This is a genomic window from Salinibacter ruber DSM 13855, assembly GCF_000013045.1.
In the GTDB taxonomy this organism is placed as follows: Bacteria; Bacteroidota; Rhodothermia; order Rhodothermales; family Salinibacteraceae; genus Salinibacter; species Salinibacter ruber.
Genome location: NC_007677.1, coordinates 1,589,456 through 1,616,211, shown reverse-complemented (window position 1 = coordinate 1,616,211; position 26,756 = coordinate 1,589,456). Strand labels below are relative to the sequence as shown.

Below are 26,756 nucleotides of genomic sequence, written 5' to 3'. Positions count from 1 at the left end.
CGGGGGGTCCGTCAGACGGAGCGTTCCGCGTCCGGTTGGTCGGACGAGGTCGACGCGGCGGCCCCGGCGGAGGCGGGATCGGCGTCCTCCCCCGTCATTTTGAGCAGCCACGCCCCCTCCGGGAGGGTGCCGCTCATGTCCTGCAGCATTGCGAGGGCATTTTGGACCGAGACGAACCGCCCGATGCCGACCCGGTACCGACCGTTTTCCGGGCTGTGTCGCACCTGCACCGGATGGTCCCCTCCGTCGAGTCGTTCGCGGAACCGCCGCGCCGTCTCCTCGGCCGCCGCACTTTCCAGCACCGAGGCCACGACGACCGTCCAGACCGACGACGCGTCGAGTGTGTCGCGGCGGGCCTGCGCATCGCCGGTCGACTCCGCCTCCGGCGGGGCGGCAGGCGCCCCCGTGCCGGGGCTCGCCCGGGCCGTGGTGGACGGCCCGGTCGTCGATGAATCCGGCGCGGGGGCGTCCGGCCCCACGTCCACCGCCTCCGTCCCGGCGGCCAGCTGCTCGCCCCGCTGCTCCCGCCAGTACTCGATGGCCTCCGGCTTGGTCGTATCCAGGGGGACCGTGAGCTCAAAGTCGTACAGCGACACGTCCCGCGTTTCCGTAAAGGTGAGCCCCAGGATGCGGCCGTCCAGTCGCTGTGCCAGTTCGACCACCTTCGACCGGTCGTTGGACCGCCCAAGGATCGTCACTTCCGTTCCGGACTGCGGGCTCCACTGGTTGATGGTGAGGCCGCGGAGGTCATTCATCTGCCCCGTAACGGTGGCGAGCCCGCTGCTCCACTTGTTGCTCCCCTGCAGGAGCCCGCCAATCGTTTTGTTCGCCGCGGCGTATTCGGTCGTCATGGCCTTCATGCTGTCGATGCGTCGCTGGAGCGCCTCCTGGTCCACCTGGTTCACCTTCTGCTCGAGGGCCCGAAGCGCGGTGCGCTTCTCGCTGATGGTGCTCGCATTCACGAAGTAGAGCCACACGAACCCGAGTGTCGCGATGGCGAGGAGCGTCAGCATCGCAGGCACGGGCCACCCCACCGGGAGCCGCAGGCGGCTCGGGACGTACTCCTTTGCGAGCAGGTTGACCGGCTGAAAATGCGGCGCAAACGCGGCGTCGTCGAGCAGCCGAAGCGCCGCGCCGGTGGCCCCAACGTACGCCTCGGCGTCGGTGTCGTCCCCGCCGGGCAGATGCGACCGGAGCACGTGCAGCTCCGCCGTGGAGAAGTACGACTTGAACGCGCTGGCGAGCACCTCTTCGTCCTCCTCCGCGACGAGCATGAGGTGCTGCACCTGCCCCATTCCGTACTCGTCCTGCAGCAGAAGCACGCGGCTGCAGATGGTCTCGGCGGAGTCCTCCGCCGTCAGCTCGGGAAGGTGCTCCGACTGGCGCAGCGTGTTGCCCTCAATGAAGAGAACGAGCGTGTCGTCGGTGCCGGACCGCACGAAGATGGTCTTTTCGGGCGTGCCGGGCGGCAGCTGGAGCACCGAGCGGGCCAGCCCGAGGTAGAGGGACACCTCGGCGTCCAGCAGGCGTGTCTGCGGGGAGCGGGACAGGGTCTGGTCCTGCATCGAATCGAGGGTCGACAGGACCGGACCGCCCGGCCGCGCGATGAGGGCCAGGACGCGCTGGTATCCGTCGCCCGTGCGATGCATCGGCACGAAGCCCACGCGCTCGCCGTCTGCCTCCCCCTCGTACTGCTCCTCCAGCATGTCCAGGAGCGTGGAGCGGGAGGCCGGCAGGGGAAGTCCGTGCTCGGTCTCCTCGGCCTCCTCCGCGTCGGTCTCGTCCGGCGGGAGCCGGAGCTCCACGTCGTCGATCTGAGAGGTGGAGCTACAAAAGGCGATCTCGGGGTCTTCGTACCCCCGCTCGGCACATTCGTCGAGCAGGTTGTCGAGCTCCACCTGAAAGTTCCACGCCTCGCCCCCCTCGTCCCCGCCAAGGGCCTCGCTGCCCCCATCGATGTCGTCAAATTCCGACCCCATGAACATGTCGTCGCTTCCCCCGCCGCCGTCGTCCCCGAACTGAATGGTAACGTCGTCGGACTCCTCCTCCACGTCGGGCGTCATGTCGCCGGGCTCCTCGAAGGGGAGGTCCCCCCCGCGTGCGTCCGACGAACCCGACGACCACCGGAACTGGACGCTCGTCTCCTCGTCCGTGCGTTCCAGGAGGACGGCGTGAAGGGCGTCCGCCGACACCATGATGCCAAGGGCGTGTGCGCTCATCGGCTCAGAAAAATCAACAGTTCGGAGGAAGAAGAAATCTCTCGAGAGGGCGCAGGGCCTGCGGCTCTAAAACAGGCGACGGAGGCGCTTCTTGTTGTTCGCGTAGTCCATCGCGTGCTCGGGCTTGATTTTTTTCTTCCGGACGAGGCGGTACAGGTCCTGCTCCAGGGTGGTTTGCCCCTGGTTTCCGCCCTCCCACATCATCTGGTAGACCTCGCCCACGTTGTCATTCTTGATCGCCGCGCGGGCGGAGGAGTCCACCCAGAGCACCTCTTTCGCCATCTGACGGCCGCCGCCAATCTTGGGGAGCAGCTGCTGCGAGATGACGCACCGCAGCACGTCGGCGAGGCGGTGCCGCACGCGCTGCTGCTCCTCGGGGGGCACCTCCGCCACGATGCGGTCGATGGTCTCCATGGCCGACGAGGTGTGGAGCGTGGAGAAGACCTTGTGGCCCGAGTCAGTGATTTCGAGGGCCGCCTGGATCGTCGCCGGGTCCCGCATCTCCCCGATCACCACAATGTCGGGGTCCTGACGCAGGGCCTGCGTGATGCCGGTCTTGAAGGTCGCCACGTCCTTGCCCACCTCGCGGTGGCGCACGATGCACTGCTTCGGCTTGTGCATGTACTCCACCGGCTGGGCAATCACGACGACGTGGCCCGGAAAGTCCTCGTTGTTCGCGTCGATGATGGCGTCGAGCGTGGTGCTTTTCCCCGACCCCGTGACGCCCGTAATCAGGGTCAGCCCGTCCCGGACGTGCCGAAACATCATGCCCTGCTGAATCTTCTCGTGGAAGCCCAGGTCCTCCAGCGCAAACACCTCGTCGGTGATGGCGCGCATGTTGAGGGCCGCGTGGTCGTAGTCCGAATACGCCGTGGCCCGGAACCGGCGCGGCCGGCCGTCCTCGCCCGTGACGTCTTCCAGCCGGTACGAAAAGTCCGTCGCCCCCGCCTCCAGAAGCTGCTGGGTCTGCTGCTCGTTGAGGAGGTTGAGAACGAGAATGTCGGTTTCCAGCGGGTCGTACGCCCCGAACTCGTCTTCGCGTCGCTTCTCCCCGTCGACCCGGTACCACACGTTGCCGTCACAGGCCCGGCCCCCGAGGTCCATGTCACTAGCGTCCAGTTCCAGCGTCCGCCGGACGAACTGGTTGACGTGGTCTCGGAGGGCCCGTTCGCGTTTGGGCGAGAGCTTGGCCGTCTGCTCCGCCAGGTATCGGAGCCGCCGTTGCCCCCGGTGCGACTCCGGGATGGAGGTGATGATTTGCTCACAGACGTCCGGCAGGGCGGGGCGGGGATCGGTTTCCGAGCGACCGTTCTGCTCGTCTCCAGCGTCCAGGGACGCCGAAATAAATTCCGGGGGGTCTTGAGCCACGGGACGAGTCGGGCGGATTCTGAAGGATTCGGGACAGCGGAATTCTACGATTACACAACGCAAAAGGCACGCCGAGCCGTTTTGCCCCCCGCGCAGAAATTCCCGCTTGGGGGAGGAGGAGGCGCACACGGGCGGGGCTCCTCGTTGCTGCCGGATCAGCGGGCCGAAAACCACCGGGAATGTACAGACAGCCTCCGCAGACAGGGAAGAGTGGCGTCGGTGGACGGCAGATGCCGGCCGTAGATTGGTAGTCTTTCATAGGAAGAGATTACACAACGGAAGCCGCAGGGCGAGCGCTCGCCCTGCGGCTTCCGTTCTTTCTCGAATGTTGAGCCCCCCTGAATGCCCGAGCGGGCCCCGTCGGTTTAAAGCAACGGTGGGGGCGGGCCGCACGGGGACCGAGGAGAAGGCACACAGGCGGACCGGCTTCTCCTCGTAGCTCCTCGGCACGGACACAGCGGGCACGAGACGCAATTCCTCCCGGGGCCGTTACGTCGAGCCGGAGTTCGGATCCGTCAGCGCGACCTTGAAAACCTGGTCACTGAAATCCGGGATGTCGCCATAGTCGTCGAGGTCGCGGAGGCCATCGGGGGTCGTTCGCCAGCCGTTTCCGCCGTACGTCTTTCGGCTTCTGCTCCAGTAGGAGTTGTCGGGGTACCCGTTTTCCTTGATGTCCCATAACTGGGCCTCCGAGAAGACCCGCTGGTCCTCAAAGGACACCCGCCAACCGTCCGACGACCCGATGGTCGTTTCCTCCACCATGCCGTACGGCGCCTCCCGCATCGTATTCAGCTTGTCCACGTCCTGCTTGAAGGACCGCTGGATGTGATCGTAATCGCCGGGAAAGTCGGCCGACTCGTCCCCTTCGTGGCTGCAGTTCTTGTCCACCGCCAGGATGAAGTTGAGCCGCGTGCCCGACTCGATGGTTTTCTCGTAGCTCGACGCGGCATCGTTCCGGTCGTTGCCCGGCGGAAACACCATTTCGGGGTCCGGCTGATTCTTCGGCTTGGTGCCCGGCTTCACCCGCTTCAGGTATACTGCCGAGCAGTAGCCGGCCATCGACTGCTCGAAGGTGACATTAAGCTGGCTGGGCGTCTCCACCGTCGGGGCCTTCATGGTATTGTTGGCGTACCCTCCGATCCGGTACTCCACGAGCGAATCCGCCACCGAGAAGCGGCTGACCGACACGGCCGTGTACGCCGAGGAACTGATCTTTTTGAGCCACGCCTTGTACGTGCCCCCTTCGTACTCTCCCTGAACCGTGTCCACCGCCGACACCACCTGCCCGACCTCCTTGTCCGGGCCGTCGGCCTCATGGGCCTCCGACAGCACCGAGTTGTACCCGGACCGGGCAATCTGGCGGGCAATCACTTTCCCTTGACGGAGCGACTGCCGCTCCCTCGTGTCGACGGAGGTTTGATTGCCCTGGAATGCGAGAATGGTCACGGCGCCTACGACCGATAAGCTGAGAAGCAAGCTGAACTTTCCCATGGCGAATAGATGTTGTTTGGAACGAGGCTAGTTCGATGTCGCTACGGCCTGATCCGGGGCGTTCGGCCAACCGGTGCTTCAGACTCTCCCTTTCGTCTTCGTCCCCGTACAACTTCAGCGCAAAGACAATGTCGTGGTCGAGATACCATGCCCGCCACTAAGGGCCTCCAGGGCCCCCCATGCAGTTGTCGGACCCCTTGTTCCCCCCCGACGCCATGTGCATGCACGCCGCCGCGCAGCCGAGCGGCGTGCCCGTACCATCCGTCAACTGCTTCCATCCGCCGCCCTTGCAGTCTCCCGTCGTCGACGGGGTGTTGATCACACTGGCGTCCGATTGATCCCGGACGAGCAGAACCGACCCGACGTGGGTCGCCCGCGGAAACGTCTGGGCGTTCTGAAACGGCGACACCACGGAAAACCGGACCCGAACGCTATGAACCTGGTCCGCATTCCCGTTCGGATTCGATACCGGGCTCGCGTCTTTGTCGAGTAGATCGATCTGAAAGTACCCGAGCGAGGATGGGCTCACCCCCTGCACCGAAGACCAGGAGGACCAGCTTCCCGTGCCCATTTCTTTTCGGCGCTTCTTGCGGGTCAGCTGATAAGTGGGTTTCGAGGTGCCATCGACCGTGCGGGTGCCTTTCTGGGCCACTTCATAGCGGGTCGCAATTCGGTACTCGTCACCGCTGCTCGTGGTGGAGTCGCGGTAAAACGTGAACTGGGTGGTAATGTCGGTGCCCCCACTGCCCTCGGTGTATACTGGGTTGTCGAACGGGGCACGCTCGCCGTCCTCGAAATTCTCTCCCATTCGCTCGATGTCCCGCTCCAGCCACGACGCGAAGGTCTGCGTGAGCTCCCCCATCCGGTTCCGGGACACCTCCGCCACGCTGTTCTGGGTCGCCCGGGACTGGATCGACAGGAGAATCAGGGTCGTCATCAGGGCGATGACCGTCGCCGTCAAGTTGTCGTAGAGAAACTGCATGGCGGGCGTCCGCTCTGTGAGAAACGTCGGGCGTTGGGCATCAAGGGAGCACTTAGTAGTAGCTCAGCACCTCCGAAAACTGGATCGGCTCGGCCAGAAAGGGGTCGTCCCCCGCATCCTGGACGTAAACCACGACTTCTTTTCGGAAGGTGGGACCCGGAACCACGTTCATGCCCGAATCTAGGTACCGGACCTCCACCTCAACGGTAAACTCCATGTCGAACTCCGGCGCCTCGAAGGTCTCGGTGCTGGGCGTCATTTCGTGGAAGTCCCCCACCGAGTCACAGGTCTGACTGCCCCCGAATGCCTGACAATCCATGCCTCCCCCAAATGAGCCTCGGAACTCCGTGGGGTCGGTGATTCGGTCCTCCGTTCCGCCAATGGTGGCCTCATCGAAGGCCCGTGCACGGATCACCTCCATGGTCTGCATGCCTACCCCGAGGGCCATCTGCTCCATCTCCGACCGGACCACCTGCCGCTGCTTCTGCAGCTCCGTCTGCATCTGGTTGAAGTTGAAGAACGTGGCCATCATGAGGGCCAGAAGCGCCAGGAGCGTCTGTTGCATGATGGGAGAACGGTACGATTATGTGGAACAGAACGAATAAATTTTGGCGTCCCTGCCCTGTTGGGACGGGGATCCGCCCCATGCACAGACCGGGGCCAGCCTCCTCCGTTAGGTCGCCACCACCCGGATCATCTCCTCTACCGAGGTCTCCCCGTTGAGAATGGACTGTCGGGCCGACGCCTGGAGCGACCGCATGCCGTCCTCCTGCTCCGCATGCTCCCGGATCGCGCCCTCGTCGACGATGCCCTCCGCCTCGACGATCATGTGACGGATGGGCTCGGTGAGATACAGGGCCTCCGCGATGGCGCGCCGCCCGTCGTAGCCCGTGCCGCCGCACTGGCCGCAGCCCCCCTTGTCGTCCGCGGCGTAGAAGGTGGCCGTGTCGATCTCCTCCTCCGAGAAGCCCAGCTGGCGCAGCTTGACGGCGTCCGGGTTCGTCACCTCCTGCTTGCAGTTCGGGCAGAGGGTCCGGATCAGGCGCTGGGCCACCACCAGGTTGATCGCGTAGGCGATGAGGAAGGGCTCGATCTCCATCTTGTAGAGGCGGCTCACGGCGCTCGGCGCGTCGTTGGTGTGGAGCGTCGAGAACGTGAGGTGCCCCGTGTTGGCGAGCTTGATTGCGAGCTCGGCCGTCTCTTTGTCCCGCATCTCCCCCACCATCACCGTATCGGGGTCGTGGCGCAGGATGGAGCGGAGGGCGTCTTTGAGGCGCAGCTTGTCGCTCAGCTTGATCTGCCGGGCCCCTTCGATGATGTACTCGACCGGGTCCTCAATCGTGAGCACGTTCTCGCCCGGCCCAATCACGCGGTGCAGCGCGGCCACCAGCGTCGTGCTCTTCCCCGATCCCGTCGGCCCGGTCAGGATGACCATGCCGTTGGGCTGGTTGATGGCGTGCTCGAACCGTTCGAGCGCCCGCGGCCCCAGTCCCAGCTTGTTGAGGTCCGTGATGACCTTCCGGTCGTCCAGCACCCGGATGACGACGCTTTCCGAGTCGATGTCCTGGTTGGAGCTGGCAATCGGCATGATGGACACCCGGTACCGGATACGGGTGCCATCCACGTCACGCTGAATGAAGCCGTCCTGGGCGGCGTCGCTCTCGAAGCGATCGACGCTCATCGCGTTGTCCTTGATCACCGACAGGAGGGCCTCCGGGTGGACGCGGTCCTCCGTGTGCCAGTGGTTGAGGCGCCCATCGACCCGGAAGTGGATTTCGACTTCCTTCTCGGAGTTCGGGTAAATGTGGATGTCGGACGCCCCCTCCCGCACCGCCTCCACGAGCGTCGCCTCGAACAGGTTGATGAGCGTCGACCGGTTAATTTCCTCCTCGAGCTTCTCCTCGTCGACCAGGTCTTCCTCCTCCTCGAAGTTCTGCCCGAGGTCAACGGTCGACTCCTCGTCGATCCGGTCCAGGTACTCGTTGTCCTTCGGGAAGGCCTCCGTCAGCAGCTCGTTGACGGCGGACTTGGGCGCATACTGCAGCTCAAACCGACGCAGGTCGAGCGACCGCGCCACCCGGTGCACCTCGGGGCGCATCGGGTCGTGGGTGATGAGGATGACCTTCCGCCCCCCTTCACGCTGCACGTGATGGGGCACGAGCCCCAGCTCGAAGAGCTGTTCCTGCTGGTCCTCGGAGAAGGCATCGACCGTCGAGCGGACGAAGTCGAGATCGGGCTCTTGGGATTCAACGTCCGCCACCGAGAACGCGTAGATGCGGGCCGCCCGTTCGTAGACGACATCCTCGTCCACCCCGTCCTGCTGCGCCAGGACCCGCCACAGGGCGAGGTCCGGCGTCTCCGCGTCCCGCTGGGCCTGCGCGGCCTCCACCGCCTCCACGCCCACGACGCCGCGCCGCAGCAGCATCTCTACCACCCGGTCGTTCGTGCCGACCGAGGACCCCGAGGCCATCCGGGAGGCGGCCTCGTCGATGAGCTCGGTGTCGATCTCGGCCTCAAGCTCGTCGAGCGCCTCCTCCGGGCTCGGCAGGTCAGGGCCGCCCTCCACGGGGGGACCCTCCCCGGACGCGCCGTCGAGACCGGGCTCGGGGGCCGCGGATCCGTCCCCGTGCGGCTCGGAGGAGACGCCGTCCAGATCGGGGTCTTCGGGCGACGGATCGTCCGACGATGGGTCCTTTTTGTCCCGGCGAGACACGGGCGGCCGGCCGCTCGATGCGAACGGCGGCACGGCGAAGCGCGGGGAGTCGACCGGCCCCAGCGTCAGGGCGTCGGGACGCGGCGTTCCCATCGACGACTTTGGGGCGTCCGCCCCCGGGCCCTCCGCCCCGCTGCTCGCCGCGGACGAGGATGCCCCGTCCTCTGCTGCCTCCCGCAAGGAGATCGTATGGTCGTTGTCGGTCGAGTTGCTCACTACGTCAACACAAAATATCAGGAACCCAGTCAATTCAGTCGTTCGCGTTCGTCCCCGCCTACATGCCCATCATGTCGGCCTGCGACGGCTGGATGAAGGCCATCTCCGCCGAGAGGATCGTCAGGAACAGCACCCCGATGGCAATAATGATCGAGACGCCCGTCTGGATGCTCTCCACCGCCGCGTCGAGGCTCAGCTCGGTCTCCTGCTCGTAGTAGTCGGCCATCTGCCGGGCGCTCTCGCGCACGCTTCCCGTCTCGGCCCCGCTCTTGAAGCGCGTGATGGCCATGGAGGTGAACACCCCACTCGCTTTGAGCGCCTGCACGAGGCTCGCCCCCTGGGCCGTCATCATCGGAATCGTGACGTTCCGGATGCGGTACTCCATGTACTTGTTGCCGCAGGCCTCGGCCGCAATCCGGATCACCCGCAGGTTGTCGCCGGCCCCCGAGTAGAGAATGGAGAAGACCCGGCAGAAAATCTCAATGTTGATCTTGTGGAGGAGCTTTCCGATGAGCGGGACCTTGATCATGTACTTGTGCAGATAAAACTTCCCCTGCTCCGTACGGGCCCACACGACGAAGGCCAGGAGCGGCCCCACCGTCCCGATCAACGCCCACACCCAGTACTGATCCAGCCAGGCCGCCATGTCGAGCGAGAAGCTCGTGAGCGGCGGCATCGTCACGTCCATGCCCTCGAACAACCCCGCCGTGGCCGGCACGATGTACCAGATGTACCAGACCATCGCCCCGATCATGGCGACCGTGGTCACCGCCGGCATGATCATGGCACTCCGCACCCGCGAACTGAACTCGTCCTTCCGCTCCAGGAAACGGGCCGTGGCCTCGTAGATCTCGGCCATGTTCCCGCTTTTGGAGGCGATGCCCAGCATGTACGCCGTGAACTTGCCGAGCTTGTCGCGGTGCTTGTTGAAGGCCTTCTCGGCGTTCATGCCGCCCTTCAGGTCAGAGTTGAGGTCGCGGATGACCTGCTGGAGGCTCTTCGAGGACACGTCGTTCACCAGCATCTCCAGCACCTCGTCGAACGGGAGGTTCTCCCGGAGCAGGTTCGCCGCCAGCCGCACGAACATAATCAGGTCGTCCTGCGGCGGCGAAAACTCGAAGTCGAACCACTTCTTCTGCACCTTTACGACCTCCAGCCCCATGTTTTCGAGGGCCTCCTCCACCTCTTCGGCCGAGAACGCCTTCTGCTCCCCCGTCTTCACGGTGCCGTTCGGGTGGCGCACCTTGTAGTAGTAGGTGCGGCGCTTCTTCAGGTCCGCCGGCTTGAACCCGTGCTCCTCCGACAGGTCCTCCACCTTCTCGCGGGCCTTCCGCTTCGAGGAGGCCATGACGGTGCCCTGCACCGACTGGCCGCCGGCCGCTACGCCCTGAAACCGGTATTCACGAGTAGCCATGGGGTCAGAAGATCAAACTTGCTTGCTGTGTCCTCAGCGCACATGGTGCGCATGAGGAGCATTCCTATTTTAACTTGTGCTCTATCGGATTACACCACACATACACCATGCCGAACTCGACGGTTTCATCCGACCAACTACACACTTTGGACACTGCCTGTGCATGGTCGTTTATCGGCGCCTGAGGCGGAATCTTTACCGCGACCGACGACATCACGTCGGAGCTTGCAAGTCAGGGCCCTTCAACTCGGGACAGAGACTACAACCCGTAACGGATGCTTTCGGAGTTACCGGACAGGGTGCCGCACGTGTTGACAGATGAGACTCCAGATCTGGCTTGTGCTCCTACCGATTCCGGCGCGCCCGCTCGATGACCTCCGGGTCCCGCACATGAAGAAATCCCTGCCCCCAGTACCGGGGAGAGAACCGGTTCCGATCCACTGCTTCGAGTAGGGCGTCCCGCCGCTCCTCGACGGTCGAGAGGTCTTTGAGACTGCTCCCCACCACGCCCATCGCCGCGACGAGCAGCACACACAGCAGTGCATGCGCCGTGGTGGATGGAGCGGTCGTCAGCCCTCGCTCAAACCGGTATCGCCCCCACGCCCATCCGCCGACCAGCGCGAGAAAGACCTGGCTGATGGGCGTCACGAGCAGGCCGCTCACCATGGCGTGGGCCGCTGCCGCCAGGACGGACCCGACGAGCGCCACTCGGACTCCGTTGGACGCAGCCGACGCCGCTTCCGCCGCCCGTCTTTCCTGATCCATCCACCGCCACCCGCCCCACATGGCGAGGCCACTCATGATGCCGGTGGAGAAAACTCCCCACTCGGCAAGCCACTGCAGGAAGGCATTGTGGGGACTCCCAGCCGTCGCAAATCGATACGGGGGCCACGCGAAGTGCATCGGCCCTGCTCCCAGCCAGGGGTGTGCCCAGGCCATCTCCAGGCTTGTCCTCCATAATTGGAGACGCTTGGAATACGTCCCCCCCTCAGAAAACTTCTCGACCACCGGCGGGCCGCTGCCTCCCGTCGAAAAGAGAAGGTAGTACAACCCGATCCCGGCGAGCAGCCCCGCTCCCTGCACCAGCAGCCACGGTTTTGCGTGTCGGCGAAACAGCAGTCCAACGCCGACGGACGCCACCCCCATCGCGACGATGGTGCCCCGGACGTTGGACGCAAAGATGAGTGCCCACCACAGCGCAATCAAGCCCAGTACGCCGCCGCGGGCGACGTTCCAGCCCTTTGGTATCGACAGGAGGATTCCCCCGAGGAGCGGCAGGGTCCAAGTCTGGTAATGGTTGAAGTTGCGGATATTGACGTAGTTTGTACCCCCGTCCGGCCACAGCTTGATCTCTTCGAAGATGAGGTGCATGCCATACCCCACGCCGAAGAACACCGCGTAGAGCACCACACCCAGTGCTACGGCTCCAAGGATCCATCGCTCTGTCCACCGCGGTGCTCGGTGGACCGCAACTGCAACGGCTCCCGCTACGACAAAAAGGAGTAGAAAGTGGCTTACCTCAATAAATGCATAAAAGGGGGCGGGGGCCCAAAGTGAGGACAGTACACCTCCCACGAGCACAGGCCCCAGCACCCACCGAGCAGAAGCGGGGAGACACTGAACTTTTGAGAACCAATTTCGACGTGCAGTAGATGAGGCTACAAGTAGGCCACCAACCGTTAGGAGGAGTCCAATTTGAAGCACTCGTTTCTCATTGAAAGGCCCGAGCCCCGGAACAGGAGAAAGGGTTGGCACCAAGGAGACATACCCGATCATTGTACACGTCAAGATCGATAACTCATCGAGGGACCTTTCCTCAAACCATGAAAGCACAACTGAATTCTCGGTCTGGTAATCATTCTTCATGTGCCTTACCTATTCCAACCATTCAATTTGTATCAAATTATATTTCAACAATAAAAAAGGTGGCCCCAGTAATGGGGCCACCTCTGAATGCGTTTATAATGATAGGTTCTGACCTTAATCAGCTACTACTGAAGCTGGTAGAAACCACGTCACTGGAGGTACTCGAGTTACTGGGAGTCACCGTTACCTCGACATCCTGCGGTGCATCATCACTGGAGCAAGTGATGGTAATAGAACCACTACTAGGAGCTCCAACTGTACACTCGCCGCTGCTACCTGCTCCCTCCGCTGGAACCGAAGCATCACCCGTGGATGTGGTTTCGTATCCCAGTTTTGCAACAATGCCGGAAGCCGTGGCACTGCCACTGCTGGTGAGGTCGACTCCACCCATCTGAGCAGGCTTTCCGGCAAGTCCCTGGATGTCTGATGCAATCGAGGTGCCCCGCTGCACAAGAGCATCCTGCGAGGCCTGGGCCTGGTTTTCGCTGAAGGCCTGGATGCCGGCCACGGTGGCCAGTCCAACGATGACGGTGCTCAAGACGAGAAGTAAAAGCTGCTGCTGTCCCATGGTGTTAGGTAGTTGTGGTTAGAGGTCGCGTGTCGCGGAACGCGCGCCGCGGGGACCGTCTTCCGAGGCCCGAAAGCCCGTCGCCACGGCCGCGCTCAATGTCGCCCGCGTCTTCGGCCATGGTAATGAGCATGAACCGTGCCAATTTCTTACAATCGATCACTTTCATGTTCTTAAAGATAAAAATTCCCTGTTTTCGCCCGCCCAGTGTCGTATTTGCCGAGGCAATCTCCCGTTCTGCTGTGTCGTGAGTGGCACTCGGGCTTTCAGTCGTATCTACCCCCAGTACGTTCTGTAATCGGTCCCGGTAGCATTCTCGTCCCTGGACGGAACCGAACACACCTTCAGCGACGCCCCCAACTGCTTTTCGCCACGAGCCCCCCTGGCACTGATCAGCCCTTCATGCAATAACAGACATTAAAAGTGGCCAGGTAGGGGTTCGGTGGGCCGTCTCGTCAGCAAGCATGAGCCGCCCTCTCCATGTAGACGGCGCCCTGCCAACCTTCGCCCCGCACTTCCGTAGGGGCCGTGTGTCGTCCTCAAGCGCCATCCCTGTCTCCCCCATGTCGACTGCCCCAACCGCCTCCTCGCCCGCCGTCACCTACGCCGACGTGGCCGCCGCGGCCCGGCGCCTCGACGACGTGGTGCACCGGACGCCCGTCATGACCTCCCGCACCGTCGACGCCCACGTGGGCGCCGAGGTCGCCTTCAAGTGCGAAAATCTCCAGCGCACCGGCGCCTTCAAGATCCGCGGGGGGTACAACGCCGTTTCCCAGTTGCCGCCGGCGGCCAGGGAGCAGGGCGTCGTTACCTACTCCTCCGGCAACCACGCCCAAGCGGTGGCGCTGGCGGGCCGCGAGCTGGGGGTTGACGCGACGATCATCATGCCGGAGACGGCGCCGCAGGTAAAGCTCGACGCCACCCGCGGGTACGGCGCGGAGGTGGTGGAGTACGACCCGACCGAGACGGTCCGCGAAGAATTGGGACAGCGCCTCGCGGAGGAGCACGGGCTCACGCTCGTGCCCCCCTACGACCACCCGGACGTGGTGGCCGGGCAGGGCACCGTGGGCGACGAGCTGTTCGACCAGGTGGGGGCCCTCGACGTGCTCCTCGTGTGCTGCGGCGGCGGGGGGCTCCTGTCCGGCTGCGCCCTGGCCGCGCGGCACCACGCCCCCGACTGCACCGTCATCGGCGTAGAGCCGGCGGCCGGTGACGACGCGACCCGGTCGTTCCACAGCGGCGAACTGCAGACGGTAGAAAGCCCCGACACGGTGGCCGACGGGGCGCGGACGCCCTACCTCGGCGACGTGACGTTCCCTCTGGTGCTGGAGCATGCGGACGACATGGTCACGGTCTCGGACGCCGCCCTCGTGCGGGCCATGCACCTGCTGTGGGAGCGCACGAAGATGGTGGTGGAGCCGACCGGTGCGCTGGGCGCCGCGGCCCTGCTCGACGGGGTCGTGCCGGGCAACGACCGGCGGATCGGCGTCGTCGTAAGTGGGGGCAACGTCGACCTCTCCCGGGCCCACGCCCTCTTCGAACGGTACGATCTCGAATGAGACCGGCGGTCCCCACCTTCATTCCTGCACACACGACCGGCGGGCTTTGAGCCTCTACCGCCCCGTCCGCCGAGGTTGCGCACGCAGGGGCATCTCTCGAGAGACAGGCGGCCCTCCAGCACGGGCCAAACAGAACGGGCGGGCTGACGCCGCAACGCGGCGCGCCCGCCCTCTGCTCGGAGACAATTGCGAACTCCTGTTCGGCGCTACGCCGTCGCCCGCTCGCGGACGTTCTCGGCGGCCTGGACCATGTTTTCGAGTGAGGGCTGCACCTCGACCCAGCGGCGCGTCTTGAGGCCGCAGTCGGGGTTGACCCACATCTGCGACGGCTCCAGCGCGTCAAGCGCCGTCCGGATGAGCTCTTCCATCTCCTCCACCGACGGCACGCGGGGGGAGTGGATGTCGTAGACGCCCGGGCCAATCTCGTTCGGGTAGTCGAACGCGTCGAACGAGTCGAGCAGCTCCATCTTCGAGCGGGACGCCTCCACGGAGATCACGTCGGCGTCCATGTCGGCGATCGCCTCGATGATGTCGTTGAACTCCGAGTAGCACATGTGGGTGTGGATCTGCGTCTCGTCGCGGACCCCACTGGAGGCGAGGCGGAAGCACTCGACGGCCCAGTCGAGGTAGTCGTCCCACTGGTGCTCGCGGAGGGGCAGTCCCTCGCGGAAGGCGGGCTCGTCGATCTGGATGGCCTGGATGCCCACGTCTTCGAGGTCGAGCACCTCGTCGCGGATGGCGAGCGCGATCTGGCGGCACGTCTCGGCGCGCGACTGGTCGTCGCGCACGAACGACCACTGCAGCATCGTCACCGGGCCGGTCAGCATGCCCTTCACCGGCGTGTCCGTCTGGTCGTTGGCGTAGGAGAGCCAGCGGGTGGTCATCGGCTCCGGGCGGCTCACGTCGCCGGCGATGATCGGCGGGCGCACACAGCGGGTGCCGTAGCTCTGCACCCAGCCGTTCTCGGTGAAGAGGAAGCCATCGAGCTGGCGGCCGAAGTGTTCGACCATGTCGCCCCGCTCGGGCTCCCCGTGGACGAGCACGTCGAGCCCAATCTCCTCCTGGGCGGCGATGGTGTCGGCAATCTGCTCCTCAATGAAGTCCTCGTACTCGTCCTTCGAGATTTCGTCCTTCTTGTACTGGGCGCGCATCCGGCGCATGTCGTCGGTCTGCGGGAAGGACCCGATCGTGGTCGTCGGCAGCGTCGGCAGGTCGAGGGCCTCGCGCTGGAGGGGACTGCGGCTGGAGTGGGGGGAGTCGCGCTCGGTCATGGAGGCGTCGATGCCCGCGACGCGGTCCTGCACCGCGGCGTCGTTAATCCAGTCGGACTCGGCGCGGGCCGCATGCGCCCGGCGGCTCTTCTCGAAGAGGGCCTCCGTGGCGTCCTCGTGTCCGTCGGCCCGCTCGGCCAGCGCCACGATCTCTTCGATCTTCTGCGTGGCGAAGGCGAACCAGGTCTTCATCTCGTCGCTCAGGCCCGGCTCCGTGTCGAGGTCGACCGGCACGTGGAGCAGCGAACAGGACGGCCCCACCAGCACGCGGTCGGTGCCGAGGGCGTCGATGGCCGTCTCCACGGTGCCGAGCAGGGCATCGAGGTCGGCCCGCCACACGTTGCGGCCGTCGATGACGCCGAGCGACAGCGCCAGGTCGTCCGGGACGCCGTGGTCGAGGGCCTCGTCCAGCTGCTCTTCGCCCCGCGTGAGGTCGAGGTGCAGCACATCGATCGGCAGGTCCAGCGCCGTCGGCAGGTTGTCCTCCAGGCCGCCGAAGTAGGTGGCGACGTGGAGCTCAATGTCGGCGGCGTCGGCGAGCGCCTCGTAGGCCTGGTCAAGAGCGGCGCGCTCCGCGTCGCTCAGGTCGAGCACGAGGTTCGGCTCGTCGAGCTGCACCGCCTCGCAGCCGGCGTCGGCCAGCTCCTGCAGCACCTCCGCGTAGACCGGCAGCAGGTCGTCGAGCAGGTCGAGCGCGTCGAGGTCGTCCGCCTGCGTCTTGCCGAGCAGCAGGAACGACACCGGCCCGATCACGACGGGCCGCGTGTCCACGCCCTGGGCCTTCGCCTCCTCGTACTCGTCGATCACCTTCGTCGACGACAGCGAGAACGTCGTGTCGTGGGAGAACTCGGGGACGATGTAGTGGTAGTTCGTGTCGAACCACTTCGTCATCTCCATCGCCTGCACGCCCGACTCCTCGCCCTCCAGGTCCTTCTCCTGCAGGCCGCGCGCCATGGCGAAGTAGGTGTCGAGGTCGACCTCGGTGCCGTCCCACGGGAAGCGCTCGGGCACGGCGCCGACCATGGCGCAGGCGTCGAGCACCTGGTCGTAGTAGGAAAAGTCGTTGGAGGGCACGACGTCGAGCCCCAGCTCCTGCTGGGTGGCCCAGTGCGATTCGCGGAGGGCCTGGGCCGAATCGCGGAGCTCGTCTTTCGTGAGGTCCCCCTTCCAGTATCCTTCCACGGCCCGCTTAAGCTCGCGGTGCGCGCCGATTCGGGGATAGCCGAGATTGCTTGCCGTCGCCATGGACGTAGGGATGGTTGGTTGCTGGACAACTGAAGACTATAAGGTGTACGGGCGGCCTCAGGATTGTTACCTCCATTCCCCCCATTTTCCAGAACCTCCACATTGGCCGCGTCCGCACGCCATCCGTCAGGGAAACCCGAACCCGGGCGAACGGGGCGGCGGGGCACGCGTACGGCCCGACGTCAAGCGTCTTTTCTCTTCGTCCTTCGCCCCCGCATGGACCTCGATCATCTCCGCGCCGAGACGCCCGGCACCGACCACGTTCTGCACTTCAACAACGCCGGGGCCGCCCTGCCGCCGCAGCCCGTCCTCGACGCGCAGGTCACGCACCTGGAGCGGGAGGCTACTATCGGCGGGTACGAGGCGGCGGCCGCGGCGGAGGGGCGCCTCCACCACACGTACGAGGCCATCGCCCAAATGCTGGGGTGCGCCCCCGACGAGGTGGCCCTCTTGGAGAATGCCACCCGCGCCTGGGACATGGCCTTCTACGGCCTGTCGTTCGCCCCCGGCGACCGCATCCTGACCTCCCCCTCCGCCTATGCAAGCAACCACATCGCCTGCCTGCAGGTGGCGGAGCGGACGGGCGCCGCCGTTGAGGTGCTCCCGCACGACGAGCAGGGCCAAGTGGACGTGGACGCGCTCCGCTCAACGATGGACGACGACGTGGCGTTGATCGCGCTCACCCACGTCCCCACCAACGGCGGGCTCGTAAACCCGGCCCGAGAGGTGGGCGCAGTGGCGGACGACGCCGACGTCCCCTTTCTGCTCGACGCGTGCCAGTCCGCCGGGCAGATGCCGCTGCCGGTCGACGAGCTCGGGTGCACCATGCTCTCGGCCACGGGGCGGAAGTACCTGCGGGGCCCGCGGGGCACCGGCTTCCTGTACGTGCAGGACGACTGGATCGAGCGCATCGAGCCGCCCCTCCTCGACCTCCACGCCGCCACGTGGACCGCCCCCGACGAGTACGAGATTCACCCGGACGCCCGTCGGTTTGAGAACTGGGAAAGCCACGTCGCCGGGCAGGTGGCCCTCGGGGCGGCCGTCGACTACGCCCTCGACCAGGGGCTGGACGCCATCTTCGACCGCAATCAGCACCTGGCCCACGCCCTCCGCACCCGACTGGCCGATGTGCCCGGGGTTACGGTCCACGCCCAGGGGCGCGTCCGGTGCGGCATCACCACATTCAGCGCGGAGCAGAAAGACGCCTCAACGATCCAGGCCGCCCTCCGCACACGGGACATCAACACCTCGGTCTCCCCGCCCAGCTCCACCCGGCTCGACGCCGAGGCGCGGTCGCTCCCAGAGCTCGTCCGGGCGTCGGTCCACTACTACAACACGGAGGCCGAAATTGACCGCTTTGTGACCGCCCTCCGTTCGGTTCTCTCGTCCTGACGGGGGCCGAGCCGCCCGCGGGGCGTCCCTTGAAGACCCCAAGAGACTGCCCGCGGCCTCCTCGACGCAAGAATCATTTGGGGGGGCGTGTGCTTCATAAGTGTAGTCTTATTTCTCGACGCTCCCCGCACACGACCCGCGACGCCCCAGATGCAGTCCATCTCGTTCGAAAACGGCGACGAAATGCCCATGATCGGCCTCGGCACCTGGAAGTCTCCGCCGGGGGAGGTCTACGAGGCCGTGACGACGGCCCTGGAGGCCGGCTACCGACACGTCGACTGCGCCCCCATCTACAAGAACGAGACTGAGGTGGGCGCGGCGCTGAGCGACTCGTTCGACGCGGGGGGGATTCGGCGGGACGACGTGTGGGTCACCTCGAAGCTCTGGAACAACGCCCACCACCCGGACGACGTCCGGCCCGCCCTCGAACAGACCCTTTCGGACCTTCGGCTCGACGCCCTCGACCTGTACCTCATCCACTGGCCGGTGGCCCTGCAGCCCGAAGTGGACTTTCCGGAGTCGCCCGACGACTTCGTGTCGCCGGAGGCGGTGCCGCTGACGGAAACCTGGGCCGCGATGGAGGCCCTCAAGAAAGACGGGCTCGTCCGCCACATCGGCGTCTCGAACTTCAGCGTGCCGAACCTGCAGATGATTTTGGACGCGGGCGAGGTCCGGCCGGAGATGAACCAGGTGGAGATGCACCCCTACCTGCCCCAGCCCGAGCTGGTGTCGTTCGCCGAGGCCCACAACATCCCGATCACCGCCTACTCCCCCCTCGGCTCCGGCGACCGTCCCGACGCCATGAAGGCGGACGACGAGCCGACCCTGATGGCGAATCCCACGATCAACGACATTGCGGACCGCCACGGCGTCTCGCCCGCTCAGGTGCTCCTCCAGTGGGGCGTGGCCCGGGGCACGGCGGTCATTCCGAAGTCGACCACCCCGGCCCACATCAAGGACAACCTGGCCGCCGCGGACCTCGACCTGTCGGCCGACGAGCTCGAAACGATCGACAGTCTCGACTCGAAGTATCGCTACCTCGCCGGCGCCGCCTGGACCATGGAGGGCAGTCCGTACACGCAGGCCGGCCTCTGGGGCGAGGAGCAAATTCGGTAGCGTGTGGCCGTGCAGACAGTGGGCAGACAGAAGGCCGTCCCAGGTGGGCCCCGTCGGCCCGACCTTGACTCGGCGCCGTCCCGACACCCGCCGGGCCCTTCGCATTCGGCCCGTGGGGCGTCGGGATCGGGGGGCCACCGCTGACGGCCGGTTCTCGCGTCTGGAGGCGGGTACACGTGTCTTTGGCATCACAAAATGGGGTCTAGCATGACCGCGTCCCCCCTGTTCGACTTCTCGTCTCCGGCGCCCGACGCCCCGGACGACTGGCGCAGCGTCGACGACCCGGTGATGGGCGGCGTCTCCGAAAGCGAGTTCGTGGCGGGCGAGGACCATGCCGTCTTCACCGGGACGGTGTCGCTGGACCGCGGCGGGGGCTTTGCCTCGGTGCGCGCGCCGGACGGCTCCTACGACCTGAGCGGCCACGCGGGCCTCCACCTCCGCCTCCGGGGCGACGGGAAGCACTACTGGTTCACGGTGTATACCGAGGCGGGCCGTTCGGTCAGCTACCGGACCTCCCTCGCCCCCCCAACGGAGTGGACCACCCTTGAGGTGCCGTTCGACACCCTGACCCCGTACCGTCGCGGCACCGAGGTCCCGGACGCTCCCTCGTTCGCCCCCGCTCAGGTCCGGACAATGGGGTTCTTGATTGCCGACGAGCAGGACGGCCCGTTTCGGCTGGAGGTGGCCTGGATCCGGGCCGGCCTTGCCCCCTCGGCCTAACCTCTTTCCGGTCCTCGACGAACCCGACGCCTCCCCATTCGCCCGGCCCGACGGGACGTTTTTTCAGGGGCCGGTTGTCGGAGGAGGCCGTCCCTTGTCTTTGCACAAAAAAGATCGGGGCGCCGTGTCGATTTTGCCTCGGTCCCCCTAGGTTGCTACGCGGTTCGATTGACTGAGGCACGACTTTCCCTTCCATGGACGACACGCCCGCAGACGCCCCCGAATCCCCGAAGCACGTGGCCATCTCCGGCAACATCGGCGCCGGAAAGACGGCCCTCACCAAAGTGCTCGGGGAATACTACGGGTGGGAAACGGTGTTCGAGCAGGTCGACGACAACCCGTACCTTACCGACTTCTACAACGACATGCGCCGGTGGTCCTTCAACCTGCAGGTCTTTTTCCTGTCCAAGCGGTTCGAGCAGCTGCAGCGGATCGAGGAGGGGGAGACGTCCGTCGTGCAGGATCGCTCCATCTACGAGGACGCGCACATTTTTGCCCGGAACCTCTACGAGATGGAGCACATGAGTGCCCGGGACTACGACAATTACACGGACCTGTTCACCATCATGACGTCCTACCTCCAGCCGCCGTCGCTGCTTATCTACCTGCGGGCGTCGGTGCCCACCCTGGTCGATCACATCCAACAGCGCGGCCGGGAGTTCGAGTCGACCATCCGCATCGACTACCTGGAGCGCCTCCAGGGGCACTACGAGGAGTGGATCGAGAACTACGAGCGCGGCCCCAAGCTCATCATCGACGTGGACGAGCTGGATTTCGTGGGGGAGGAGGAGGACCGACGGATGGTGCTGAACCAGATCGAGAGCCGGCTCTTCGGCCTGTTCCCGGACGAATGACCGGCACCCGGCCCCCTCGGCTTCGATCCTGATCTGTAGCGGCCATGCTTTCCGCCCTCCGCCTGGTTTTGCGCCTGCCGTTCGGTCCCGTTCTCGTCGTGGGCGTGGCGCTGGGGGCCGCGCTGATGCCGGTCCGGGGCGCACGGGCACAGACGGACACGACCGACGCCGCCCCCCCGGATACGCTCCGGCGCCCCCCTGCCGACACCGCCGGGTCCCGCCGTCCGTCCGACACGACCGGGGCCCGCCCGGAATCGCTGCGCCCCCTGCCGGACCCGCCGCCGCTGTACGGCCGCGTGCGCTCCGACTCCCTCCCGGGCCGGCGTCCCCACGTGAGCGTGGAGATGATGCTCGCCGAGCAGCCGGGGTCCTTTCTCTACGACCTTGGGGAGTACGGGTGGCCCCACGGGTGGAGCCCGCGCGGCCTGTCCCCCCACCGCGTCCACCTCTGGTCGGACGGCTTTCCGCTTGACGACCCCCTCACGGGCCGCGCTCGGTTTGAGCTGCTGCCGCCCTCCTTTGTGGGCCCGCCCCGCACGGGCCTCGATCCGGGGGGCGGCGCCGTCGGCGTGCACACCGCATGGCGGAACTACGCCCCCAAACGGCCGATCACCGAGCTGCGGTACCGGTTCGACCGGGACGGGCTGCACGCGATCGAGGTCGGACACTCCCAGAAGCGTCGCCTCGACCTCTTCGGGCGGCCCGGGGTGCTCCACCTGACGTTCGGGTACGGCGGCCGGAAGGCCGACGGGATCTACAACGGCAGCGCCCTGCGGACCGAGCGGCGCATCTGGGGACGCCTGCGCTACCTCACAAACGACTGGACCGTCGAGCTGTCGGACCGGGCGACGCGCTACCGCATCGGCGCCCACGGCGGCGCCACCCCGCGCTCCGGGCTCTCGATCTACGCCCTCCCCCTCGCGGCCGCCAACGTCCGCCGGCCGGACGATCGGCGCAAGACGACACGCAATGACCTGACGGCCCGTCTGCAGGGGCCGCTGGTGCCGGGGTTGTCCCGCCCGACGACCGTGGCGGCCCGATGGACCTCCCACACCTTCGATTTCCGCTCCACCGGGGGCGAGGCCGACACGACCTGGGCCGTCCCGGTGACCGGCGGGCACGTCCGGGCCCGGCAGTCGCTGCGGGCCGGGCCCCACCACCTGACGGCACACCTCCGCGGGTCCCTATGGCGGGTCGGCGACACCAACCTGCCGGCCCTCGACGGACGCCGGGGCGCCGCCCACGTTCTTCTTCAAGACTCCCTTCGCCTGGGGCGGTCCGACCTGATGCTCAACGTGGGCGGCCACCTCACGTCCCAGCAGCGCTATCCCTCGGTCACGGCCCGGATCCGGCACCCGGCCGGGCCCGTCCGGCTGTCCGCCTTCGTGAGGGCCACCGGCCAGCGCAGCGCCTGGATTGAGGACGACGGGTTTGCGTCGCACGTCCAGCCCCTGTCCGCGGAGCGCGGCGGGATCGCCGACCGGTTGCTGGAGGGCACCGTCGGGGCTCGCACGCAGGTCGGCCCCTTCAACCTCGGGGTGACCGGGTTTGCCCATCGCATTCGAAATGCCGTCGACCTGTACGCCGTGGCGTCGGGGGACTCTGTGGCGACGACGATCACCAATCAGGCGGCCGCCCGCCAGACGTCGTCCCCCGTCCATCGGGTGGGGGCGACCGCCTCGCTCGGGTGGCGCGAGGACGCGCGGCGGGGCCTGTACGCCACCGGCCACGGCACGCTTCTGCAGACCCTGAACGCCGACGCGTCCCCCCTCCACGCCCGCCTCGCCCAGACCCTGCCCACGGCGTTTGGGCGGGCGCGGCTGGGGGCGCGGTTCGTGCTGTTCAACGACCTGGTGACGGACCTCTACGTGCAGGGCCGGGGATGGGGCGTGATGAACAGCCGGTGGTTTCATCCGCCGACCGGGCGCCTCGTCGTGCCCCCCCGCACCTCCGCCCTCCCCGCGACCTCCGGGGGACGCATCGGGCCGAGCGGAACCGTCGATGTGCGGGCGGAGGTACAGTTTCGCAGCGCGACGCTTTTTTTCACGTTTCAAAACGTGCAGGCCGGCACCCAACTGCAGCCGGGCACCTTCGTGACGCCCGTCTACCCCCTTCCCCCGCAGCAATTCCGGTTCGGCGTATTCTGGCCGATCTTCAACTGATCTGCCGGCAGCAGCACCGCCCGGCACGCGCAGGAGGAATCACGACCGCAGGCCACCGGGTATAAACGGGCATTTTGAAGCGCCTTCGTAGCCCCTGTGCCCCTTCTCGGCCGTATGCCCGCCTGGTCCGACCTTCCGGTGTCCGTACGGGAGACAGCATCGTCCCTCTGGACGGACGTGGTGTATTACGCCGTCGGTCTGTACCTGGAGCTCTCGGAGAAGCACGTCTTCCTGTGGGCCCAGGCCATTGCCTTCAAGGTGCTGGTCACGATCGTCCCCATCGTGATCCTCGCCACCGGCGTCGTGGGCCGCGTGCTACAGGGAAAGGATGCCTTTACGGCCGTCACGCGGTTTATCCGGGAGCTCCTTCCGGGCAGCCAGAGCCAGCAGCTCATCGACTTCCTGACCCAGCTTCAAGATGCCAGTGCGACAATCGTGGGCATCGGAGGAATCGGCTTGTTTCTGTCGGCGATGTCGCTCTTCATCACGCTGCGAATCGCGGTCAGCAACGCCTTCGAGCAGGACTGGCACCAGGAGCGCTCTCTTCTCTGGGGCTACCTGTTCGACGTACGGATGGTCATTCAGGTCGGGGGGCTCTTCCTCATGACCGTCGGGCTCTCGGTGTCGCTTCCATCGTTTGTGAACGAGGTGATCATTGGGCAGTTTTTGGGCTCCGAGCAGTGGGCACAGTGGCTGTGGGGACGGGCCATCTGGATTACCGGCCTTCTGCTTCCGCTTCTGCTCACGACCACCATGTTTTTTCAGCTCTACTACCTGGTGCCGCAGCCGTCCCCCCGAAAGCGGAGTGCCCTCGCGGGGGCCCTCCTCGCCGCGGTGCTCTGGGAGACGGCCAAGCAGGCCTTTACCTTCTACGCGACCTACGTCGGGTACGGGACCGGGACCGAGGCATTGGGAAGCACGTTCGGGCTGATCGTTGCATTTGTGTTTTGGGTGTACTTTTCCGGCGTGGTGCTGATGATTGGGGCCGTCGTGGCGTCGCTGCAGGAGCACCGGCACGTGACCGCCGGGGAGCTGCCGGGAACGGAGTTGCCGGCCCAGTTGGGCCTGTCGCCCCAGGCCGGTGCGGAGGCGGACGCCGCGGGGCCGGACGCCTCCGAGACGGAAACAGACGGTTCCGCCGCCCCCTTCTCTCCGCCCCGCACGTCCGCCTCAGAATCGCCCGCCACGGGCTCCTCAACCTCATCCCCCCCGTCAGCCTCGTAGGTCCAAGCCCCTTTCTGCCGCACCTCCGCCAACCGACCGCTCCCTTCCACCACGGTGCTGTCTTCTTTGTCGGCCGCTTCGGACGCCGGGCGGCCCCTCGTGCTGTTGCTGCTTGTGCTGCTCGCCGGCTGGGCTGTGGGCCCGCCCCGGACCCTCGCTCAAGCCCCGCTCCGCGCCGCCGATGTCAATACGTCGGTCCAGGAGGTGTCCTTCCGGTTTGTGGACCAGCAGACCTTCGACCCGGATCGGCTTCGGGAACAGATCGGCACCGTGGGCCCCGGGACCCTCACGCGCCTGCGCAACCGCCTTTCGTTCCTTCCGGGCCTGCAGACGAACTATCCGGCCTTCGACCCGGTGATGCTCCAGAAGGACGTCGTTCGTCTGCGGCAGTTTTACCGGCAGAACGGGTTTCCGTCCCCGGACATCGACTATCCAGCCTCCCAGCTCGATTCCTCGCGCAACCGGATCCACGTCATCTTCACCATTCGGGAGGGGCCCTCTCTCCAGATCCGTACCGTCGACTTCCTGGAGGCCGCGAGCCGGGCTCCGTTCGAGCCGACCCTGCCCGAGGACCTGCGGGGCGACTGGGCGGCGTTTCGGCGCGGCGAGGTGGGCGCCGGCGGACGGTACACCGACTTCGAGCGGACCCAAATCGAGGACGAGGTGCAGGGATGGCTCCGGGACCACGGGTTTGCGTTCGCCCGGGTCCGCTCGTCCGCTTCGATCGACACGACCGCGTACGCCGCGGACCTGCGCTTCCTGGTCGACCCGGGGCCCCGTGCCGTGTTTTCCGACATCCGGGTGGAAGGCAACGAGTCGGTCGACCGCTCCATCATTCTCCGGGAGCTGCCGTTTTCCGTGGGCGACCGGTTTTCCGCCGACGCCGTGACGGAGGGACAGCAGAAGCTGTTCGACCTGAGCCTCTTCCGCGTGGCCCTGGCCGACGTGCCGAGCCAGCCCCGCGACAGCACGGCCACGGTTCGGTATCGGGTCCGAGAACGCGCGCTTCGGAGCTACTCCGGCCAGGTCGGGTACGACACGCGCTCGGGGGTGACGGCAGACGGAAGCTGGCGCCACCGCAACTTCTACGGCAACGCCCGCACCTTCCTGGTCAACCTGACCGCCGAGACCGGATACCCCGAAAACGTGCCGGAATTTCTGCCCGGGTTCCTGGCCCGGTCGTCGTCGCAGGAGCTGAGCCGACGGTTTCGGGCGTCGGTCACCCTCCGCCAGCCGTTCCTCTTGTCGGAGGACGTCTCCGGGTCGCTCTCGCCATTCGTTCAGGAACGCCTGAACCCCGCCCTCGCCCCGAACCCGTCCCGCCCCTTGGACCTCAACGAGCGCCAGTTCGGGCTCGAATCCACACTGGTGTACGACTTCCTGCCGTACCGCACCCTCTCGTTGCAACACTCGGTGTCTCGCACCCAGCAGTTTCTGGTCTCGGGGGCGGAAAATCCGAACCGCACAAACGGGGCCCTCACCGGCGAGGACGACCTGTTCAACAAGAGCATTTTCACGTTGAACGGGACGTTCGGCGACGCGGATGATTTCCTGAATCCGACGACAGGATACATCATCCGGCCTACGATTCAGCTGGGCGGGGTCTTTCTGCGGTCCGGGGTCGAATTCGCGCAGGTGAGCACTGAACTGAGCGGATACCTTCCGGTGTCCTCGTACGTGGAACTGGCGGGCCGTGTCTTCGCCGGGTCGACCTGGCCGTTCGGGGAGAGCCTCGACAACTTGACCCTGCCCGCCAGCCCCTCCGACGCGGCCCGACGCGAAAACCTGATCTACCAGAACCGCTTCTCGGATAACTTTTTCTACGCGGGGGGCGGAAGCGACGTCCGGGGATGGGCCTCGCGCCTGGCGGGCGGCAAGGTGCTGCGGAAATCGAGTGTCCTCCGCGAAGGCTTTGCGTACCGCCCGATCGGGGCCCGGAGCAAGGTGGGCTTGAGCCTGGAAGCCCGGTTCCCGCTTCCCGGCCTCGGGGCAAGCTGGCGCACCGCCGCGTTTCTCGACGGCGCCTACGTCACGTCGGGCGCGCTCGACCTCACGCCCCCGGCCAACGCCCCGTCCATTATTTCGGGCCCGGACGGGACCCCGGTCCGCACGGATCCGTCGCAGGTCCTGGTGGGAACCGGGGCCGGCCTCCGCTACGAGACCTCGTTCGGGTTCCTCCGGATCGACCTCGCGTACAAGCTGACCCCCGACGCGTTGGACCTGCGGGCGGCGGAGGACGTCGGCCGGAACGCAACGGCGGAGGCCCCGATGCCGCTGTCGGAGGTCGACACGCGCACCCTGCGCCGGTTCCGCGTTCACTTCGGCATCGGCCGGTCGTTCTGACCGCTCCCGCCTGCTCTGCACGCCGCCTTCTCT

18 protein-coding genes are annotated in these 26,756 nt (G+C 66.1%); 8 read left to right on the top strand and 10 right to left on the bottom strand.

All coding sequences use genetic code 11. The features are described from left to right. Positions 1 to 11: 11 nt before the first annotated feature. The 9 genes from SRU_RS06805 to SRU_RS06765 all read right to left on the bottom strand — a co-directional run bounded on the left by SRU_RS06805 (position 12) and on the right by SRU_RS06765 (position 12,837). The gene (locus SRU_RS06805; RefSeq protein ID WP_118828869.1) at positions 12 to 2,219 is read right to left on the bottom strand and encodes an SPOR domain-containing protein; all 2,208 of its coding nucleotides are present in this window, start codon (positions 2,217 to 2,219) and stop codon (positions 12 to 14) included. Positions 2,220 to 2,285: 66 nt separating this feature from the next. After that, a complete protein-coding gene (locus tag SRU_RS06800; protein ID WP_237702020.1) occupies positions 2,286 to 3,587 on the bottom strand; it encodes a type IV pilus twitching motility protein PilT in 1,302 nt (433 codons plus the stop codon). 489 nt (positions 3,588 to 4,076) lie between these two features. Continuing rightward, on the bottom strand, positions 4,077 to 5,078 hold the full coding sequence (locus SRU_RS06795; RefSeq protein ID WP_118828868.1) for a hypothetical protein: 1,002 nt from the start codon (positions 5,076 to 5,078) through the stop codon (positions 4,077 to 4,079). A gap of 157 nt (positions 5,079 to 5,235) precedes the next feature. Further along, positions 5,236 to 6,060, bottom strand: coding sequence for a hypothetical protein (locus SRU_RS06790; RefSeq protein ID WP_118828866.1), 825 nt, complete (start codon positions 6,058 to 6,060; stop codon positions 5,236 to 5,238). Positions 6,061 to 6,112: 52 nt separating this feature from the next. Continuing rightward, positions 6,113 to 6,625: a hypothetical protein gene (locus SRU_RS06785; RefSeq protein ID WP_011404026.1), complete on the bottom strand. Its 513-nt coding sequence runs from the start codon at positions 6,623 to 6,625 to the stop codon at positions 6,113 to 6,115. A gap of 108 nt (positions 6,626 to 6,733) precedes the next feature. Continuing rightward, positions 6,734 to 8,989, bottom strand: a complete 2,256-nt coding sequence (locus SRU_RS06780) for a GspE/PulE family protein (RefSeq protein ID WP_237702019.1) — start codon at positions 8,987 to 8,989, stop codon at positions 6,734 to 6,736. A gap of 58 nt (positions 8,990 to 9,047) precedes the next feature. After that, positions 9,048 to 10,403: a type II secretion system F family protein gene (locus tag SRU_RS06775; RefSeq protein WP_118828863.1), complete on the bottom strand. Its 1,356-nt coding sequence runs from the start codon at positions 10,401 to 10,403 to the stop codon at positions 9,048 to 9,050. 345 nt (positions 10,404 to 10,748) lie between these two features. Next, positions 10,749 to 11,813 (bottom strand): O-antigen ligase family protein, encoded by a 1,065-nt coding sequence (locus tag SRU_RS06770; RefSeq protein ID WP_237702018.1) that lies wholly within the window; start codon positions 11,811 to 11,813, stop codon positions 10,749 to 10,751. Between the two features lie 574 nt (positions 11,814 to 12,387). Continuing rightward, positions 12,388 to 12,837, bottom strand: a complete 450-nt coding sequence (locus tag SRU_RS06765; RefSeq protein WP_118828862.1) for a hypothetical protein — start codon at positions 12,835 to 12,837, stop codon at positions 12,388 to 12,390. Positions 12,838 to 13,400: 563 nt separating this feature from the next. On the opposite strand from SRU_RS06765, the gene SRU_RS06760 reads away from it, so the two are divergent. Beyond that, complete coding sequence (locus SRU_RS06760; RefSeq protein WP_011404022.1) at positions 13,401 to 14,396, top strand: threo-3-hydroxy-L-aspartate ammonia-lyase; 996 nt, start codon at positions 13,401 to 13,403, stop codon at positions 14,394 to 14,396. A gap of 206 nt (positions 14,397 to 14,602) precedes the next feature. On the opposite strand, the gene metE is transcribed toward SRU_RS06760, so the two are convergent. Beyond that, positions 14,603 to 16,912 (bottom strand): 5-methyltetrahydropteroyltriglutamate--homocysteine S-methyltransferase, encoded by a 2,310-nt coding sequence (gene metE / locus SRU_RS06755; protein ID WP_011404021.1) that lies wholly within the window; start codon positions 16,910 to 16,912, stop codon positions 14,603 to 14,605. Positions 16,913 to 17,128: 216 nt separating this feature from the next. On the opposite strand from metE, the gene SRU_RS06750 reads away from it, so the two are divergent. From SRU_RS06750 to SRU_RS06720, 7 genes are all read left to right on the top strand, one after another. Next, positions 17,129 to 18,304, top strand: a complete 1,176-nt coding sequence (locus SRU_RS06750) for an aminotransferase class V-fold PLP-dependent enzyme (protein WP_118826338.1) — start codon at positions 17,129 to 17,131, stop codon at positions 18,302 to 18,304. Positions 18,305 to 18,454: 150 nt separating this feature from the next. Beyond that, positions 18,455 to 19,420 carry an aldo/keto reductase gene (locus tag SRU_RS06745; RefSeq protein WP_011404019.1) on the top strand — a complete coding sequence of 322 codons (966 nt, stop codon included), beginning with the start codon at positions 18,455 to 18,457 and terminating at the stop codon, positions 19,418 to 19,420. Between the two features lie 207 nt (positions 19,421 to 19,627). Beyond that, the gene (locus tag SRU_RS06740; RefSeq protein WP_011404018.1) at positions 19,628 to 20,140 is read left to right on the top strand and encodes a CIA30 family protein; all 513 of its coding nucleotides are present in this window, start codon (positions 19,628 to 19,630) and stop codon (positions 20,138 to 20,140) included. Between the two features lie 194 nt (positions 20,141 to 20,334). Beyond that, complete coding sequence (locus SRU_RS06735; protein ID WP_011404017.1) at positions 20,335 to 20,994, top strand: deoxynucleoside kinase; 660 nt, start codon at positions 20,335 to 20,337, stop codon at positions 20,992 to 20,994. 44 nt (positions 20,995 to 21,038) lie between these two features. Further along, positions 21,039 to 23,156, top strand: a complete 2,118-nt coding sequence (locus tag SRU_RS06730; protein WP_118828860.1) for a putative porin — start codon at positions 21,039 to 21,041, stop codon at positions 23,154 to 23,156. 114 nt (positions 23,157 to 23,270) lie between these two features. Then, positions 23,271 to 24,380 carry a YihY/virulence factor BrkB family protein gene (locus SRU_RS06725; RefSeq protein WP_011404015.1) on the top strand — a complete coding sequence of 370 codons (1,110 nt, stop codon included), beginning with the start codon at positions 23,271 to 23,273 and terminating at the stop codon, positions 24,378 to 24,380. A gap of 66 nt (positions 24,381 to 24,446) precedes the next feature. Continuing rightward, complete coding sequence (locus tag SRU_RS06720; RefSeq protein ID WP_237702017.1) at positions 24,447 to 26,723, top strand: BamA/OMP85 family outer membrane protein; 2,277 nt, start codon at positions 24,447 to 24,449, stop codon at positions 26,721 to 26,723. The last annotated feature ends 33 nt before the right edge of the window (positions 26,724 to 26,756 follow it).

Excerpts from the sequence above, each read along its gene's own strand:
- SRU_RS06805 (WP_118828869.1), bottom strand. The coding sequence starts at position 2,219 with ATGAGCGCACACGCCCTTGGCATCATGGTGTCGGCGGACGCCCTTCAC.
- SRU_RS06795 (WP_118828868.1), bottom strand. The coding sequence starts at position 5,078 with ATGGGAAAGTTCAGCTTGCTTCTCAGCTTATCGGTCGTAGGCGCCGTG.
- SRU_RS06790 (WP_118828866.1), bottom strand. The coding sequence starts at position 6,060 with ATGCAGTTTCTCTACGACAACTTGACGGCGACGGTCATCGCCCTGATG.
- SRU_RS06785 (WP_011404026.1), bottom strand. The coding sequence starts at position 6,625 with ATGCAACAGACGCTCCTGGCGCTTCTGGCCCTCATGATGGCCACGTTC.
- SRU_RS06775 (WP_118828863.1), bottom strand. The coding sequence starts at position 10,403 with ATGGCTACTCGTGAATACCGGTTTCAGGGCGTAGCGGCCGGCGGCCAG.
- SRU_RS06765 (WP_118828862.1), bottom strand. The coding sequence starts at position 12,837 with ATGGGACAGCAGCAGCTTTTACTTCTCGTCTTGAGCACCGTCATCGTT.
- SRU_RS06760 (WP_011404022.1), top strand. The coding sequence starts at position 13,401 with ATGTCGACTGCCCCAACCGCCTCCTCGCCCGCCGTCACCTACGCCGAC.
- metE (WP_011404021.1), bottom strand. The coding sequence starts at position 16,912 with ATGGCGACGGCAAGCAATCTCGGCTATCCCCGAATCGGCGCGCACCGC.
- SRU_RS06750 (WP_118826338.1), top strand. The coding sequence starts at position 17,129 with ATGGACCTCGATCATCTCCGCGCCGAGACGCCCGGCACCGACCACGTT.
- SRU_RS06745 (WP_011404019.1), top strand. The coding sequence starts at position 18,455 with ATGCAGTCCATCTCGTTCGAAAACGGCGACGAAATGCCCATGATCGGC.
- SRU_RS06740 (WP_011404018.1), top strand. The coding sequence starts at position 19,628 with ATGACCGCGTCCCCCCTGTTCGACTTCTCGTCTCCGGCGCCCGACGCC.
- SRU_RS06735 (WP_011404017.1), top strand. The coding sequence starts at position 20,335 with ATGGACGACACGCCCGCAGACGCCCCCGAATCCCCGAAGCACGTGGCC.
- SRU_RS06730 (WP_118828860.1), top strand. The coding sequence starts at position 21,039 with ATGCTTTCCGCCCTCCGCCTGGTTTTGCGCCTGCCGTTCGGTCCCGTT.
- SRU_RS06725 (WP_011404015.1), top strand. The coding sequence starts at position 23,271 with ATGCCCGCCTGGTCCGACCTTCCGGTGTCCGTACGGGAGACAGCATCG.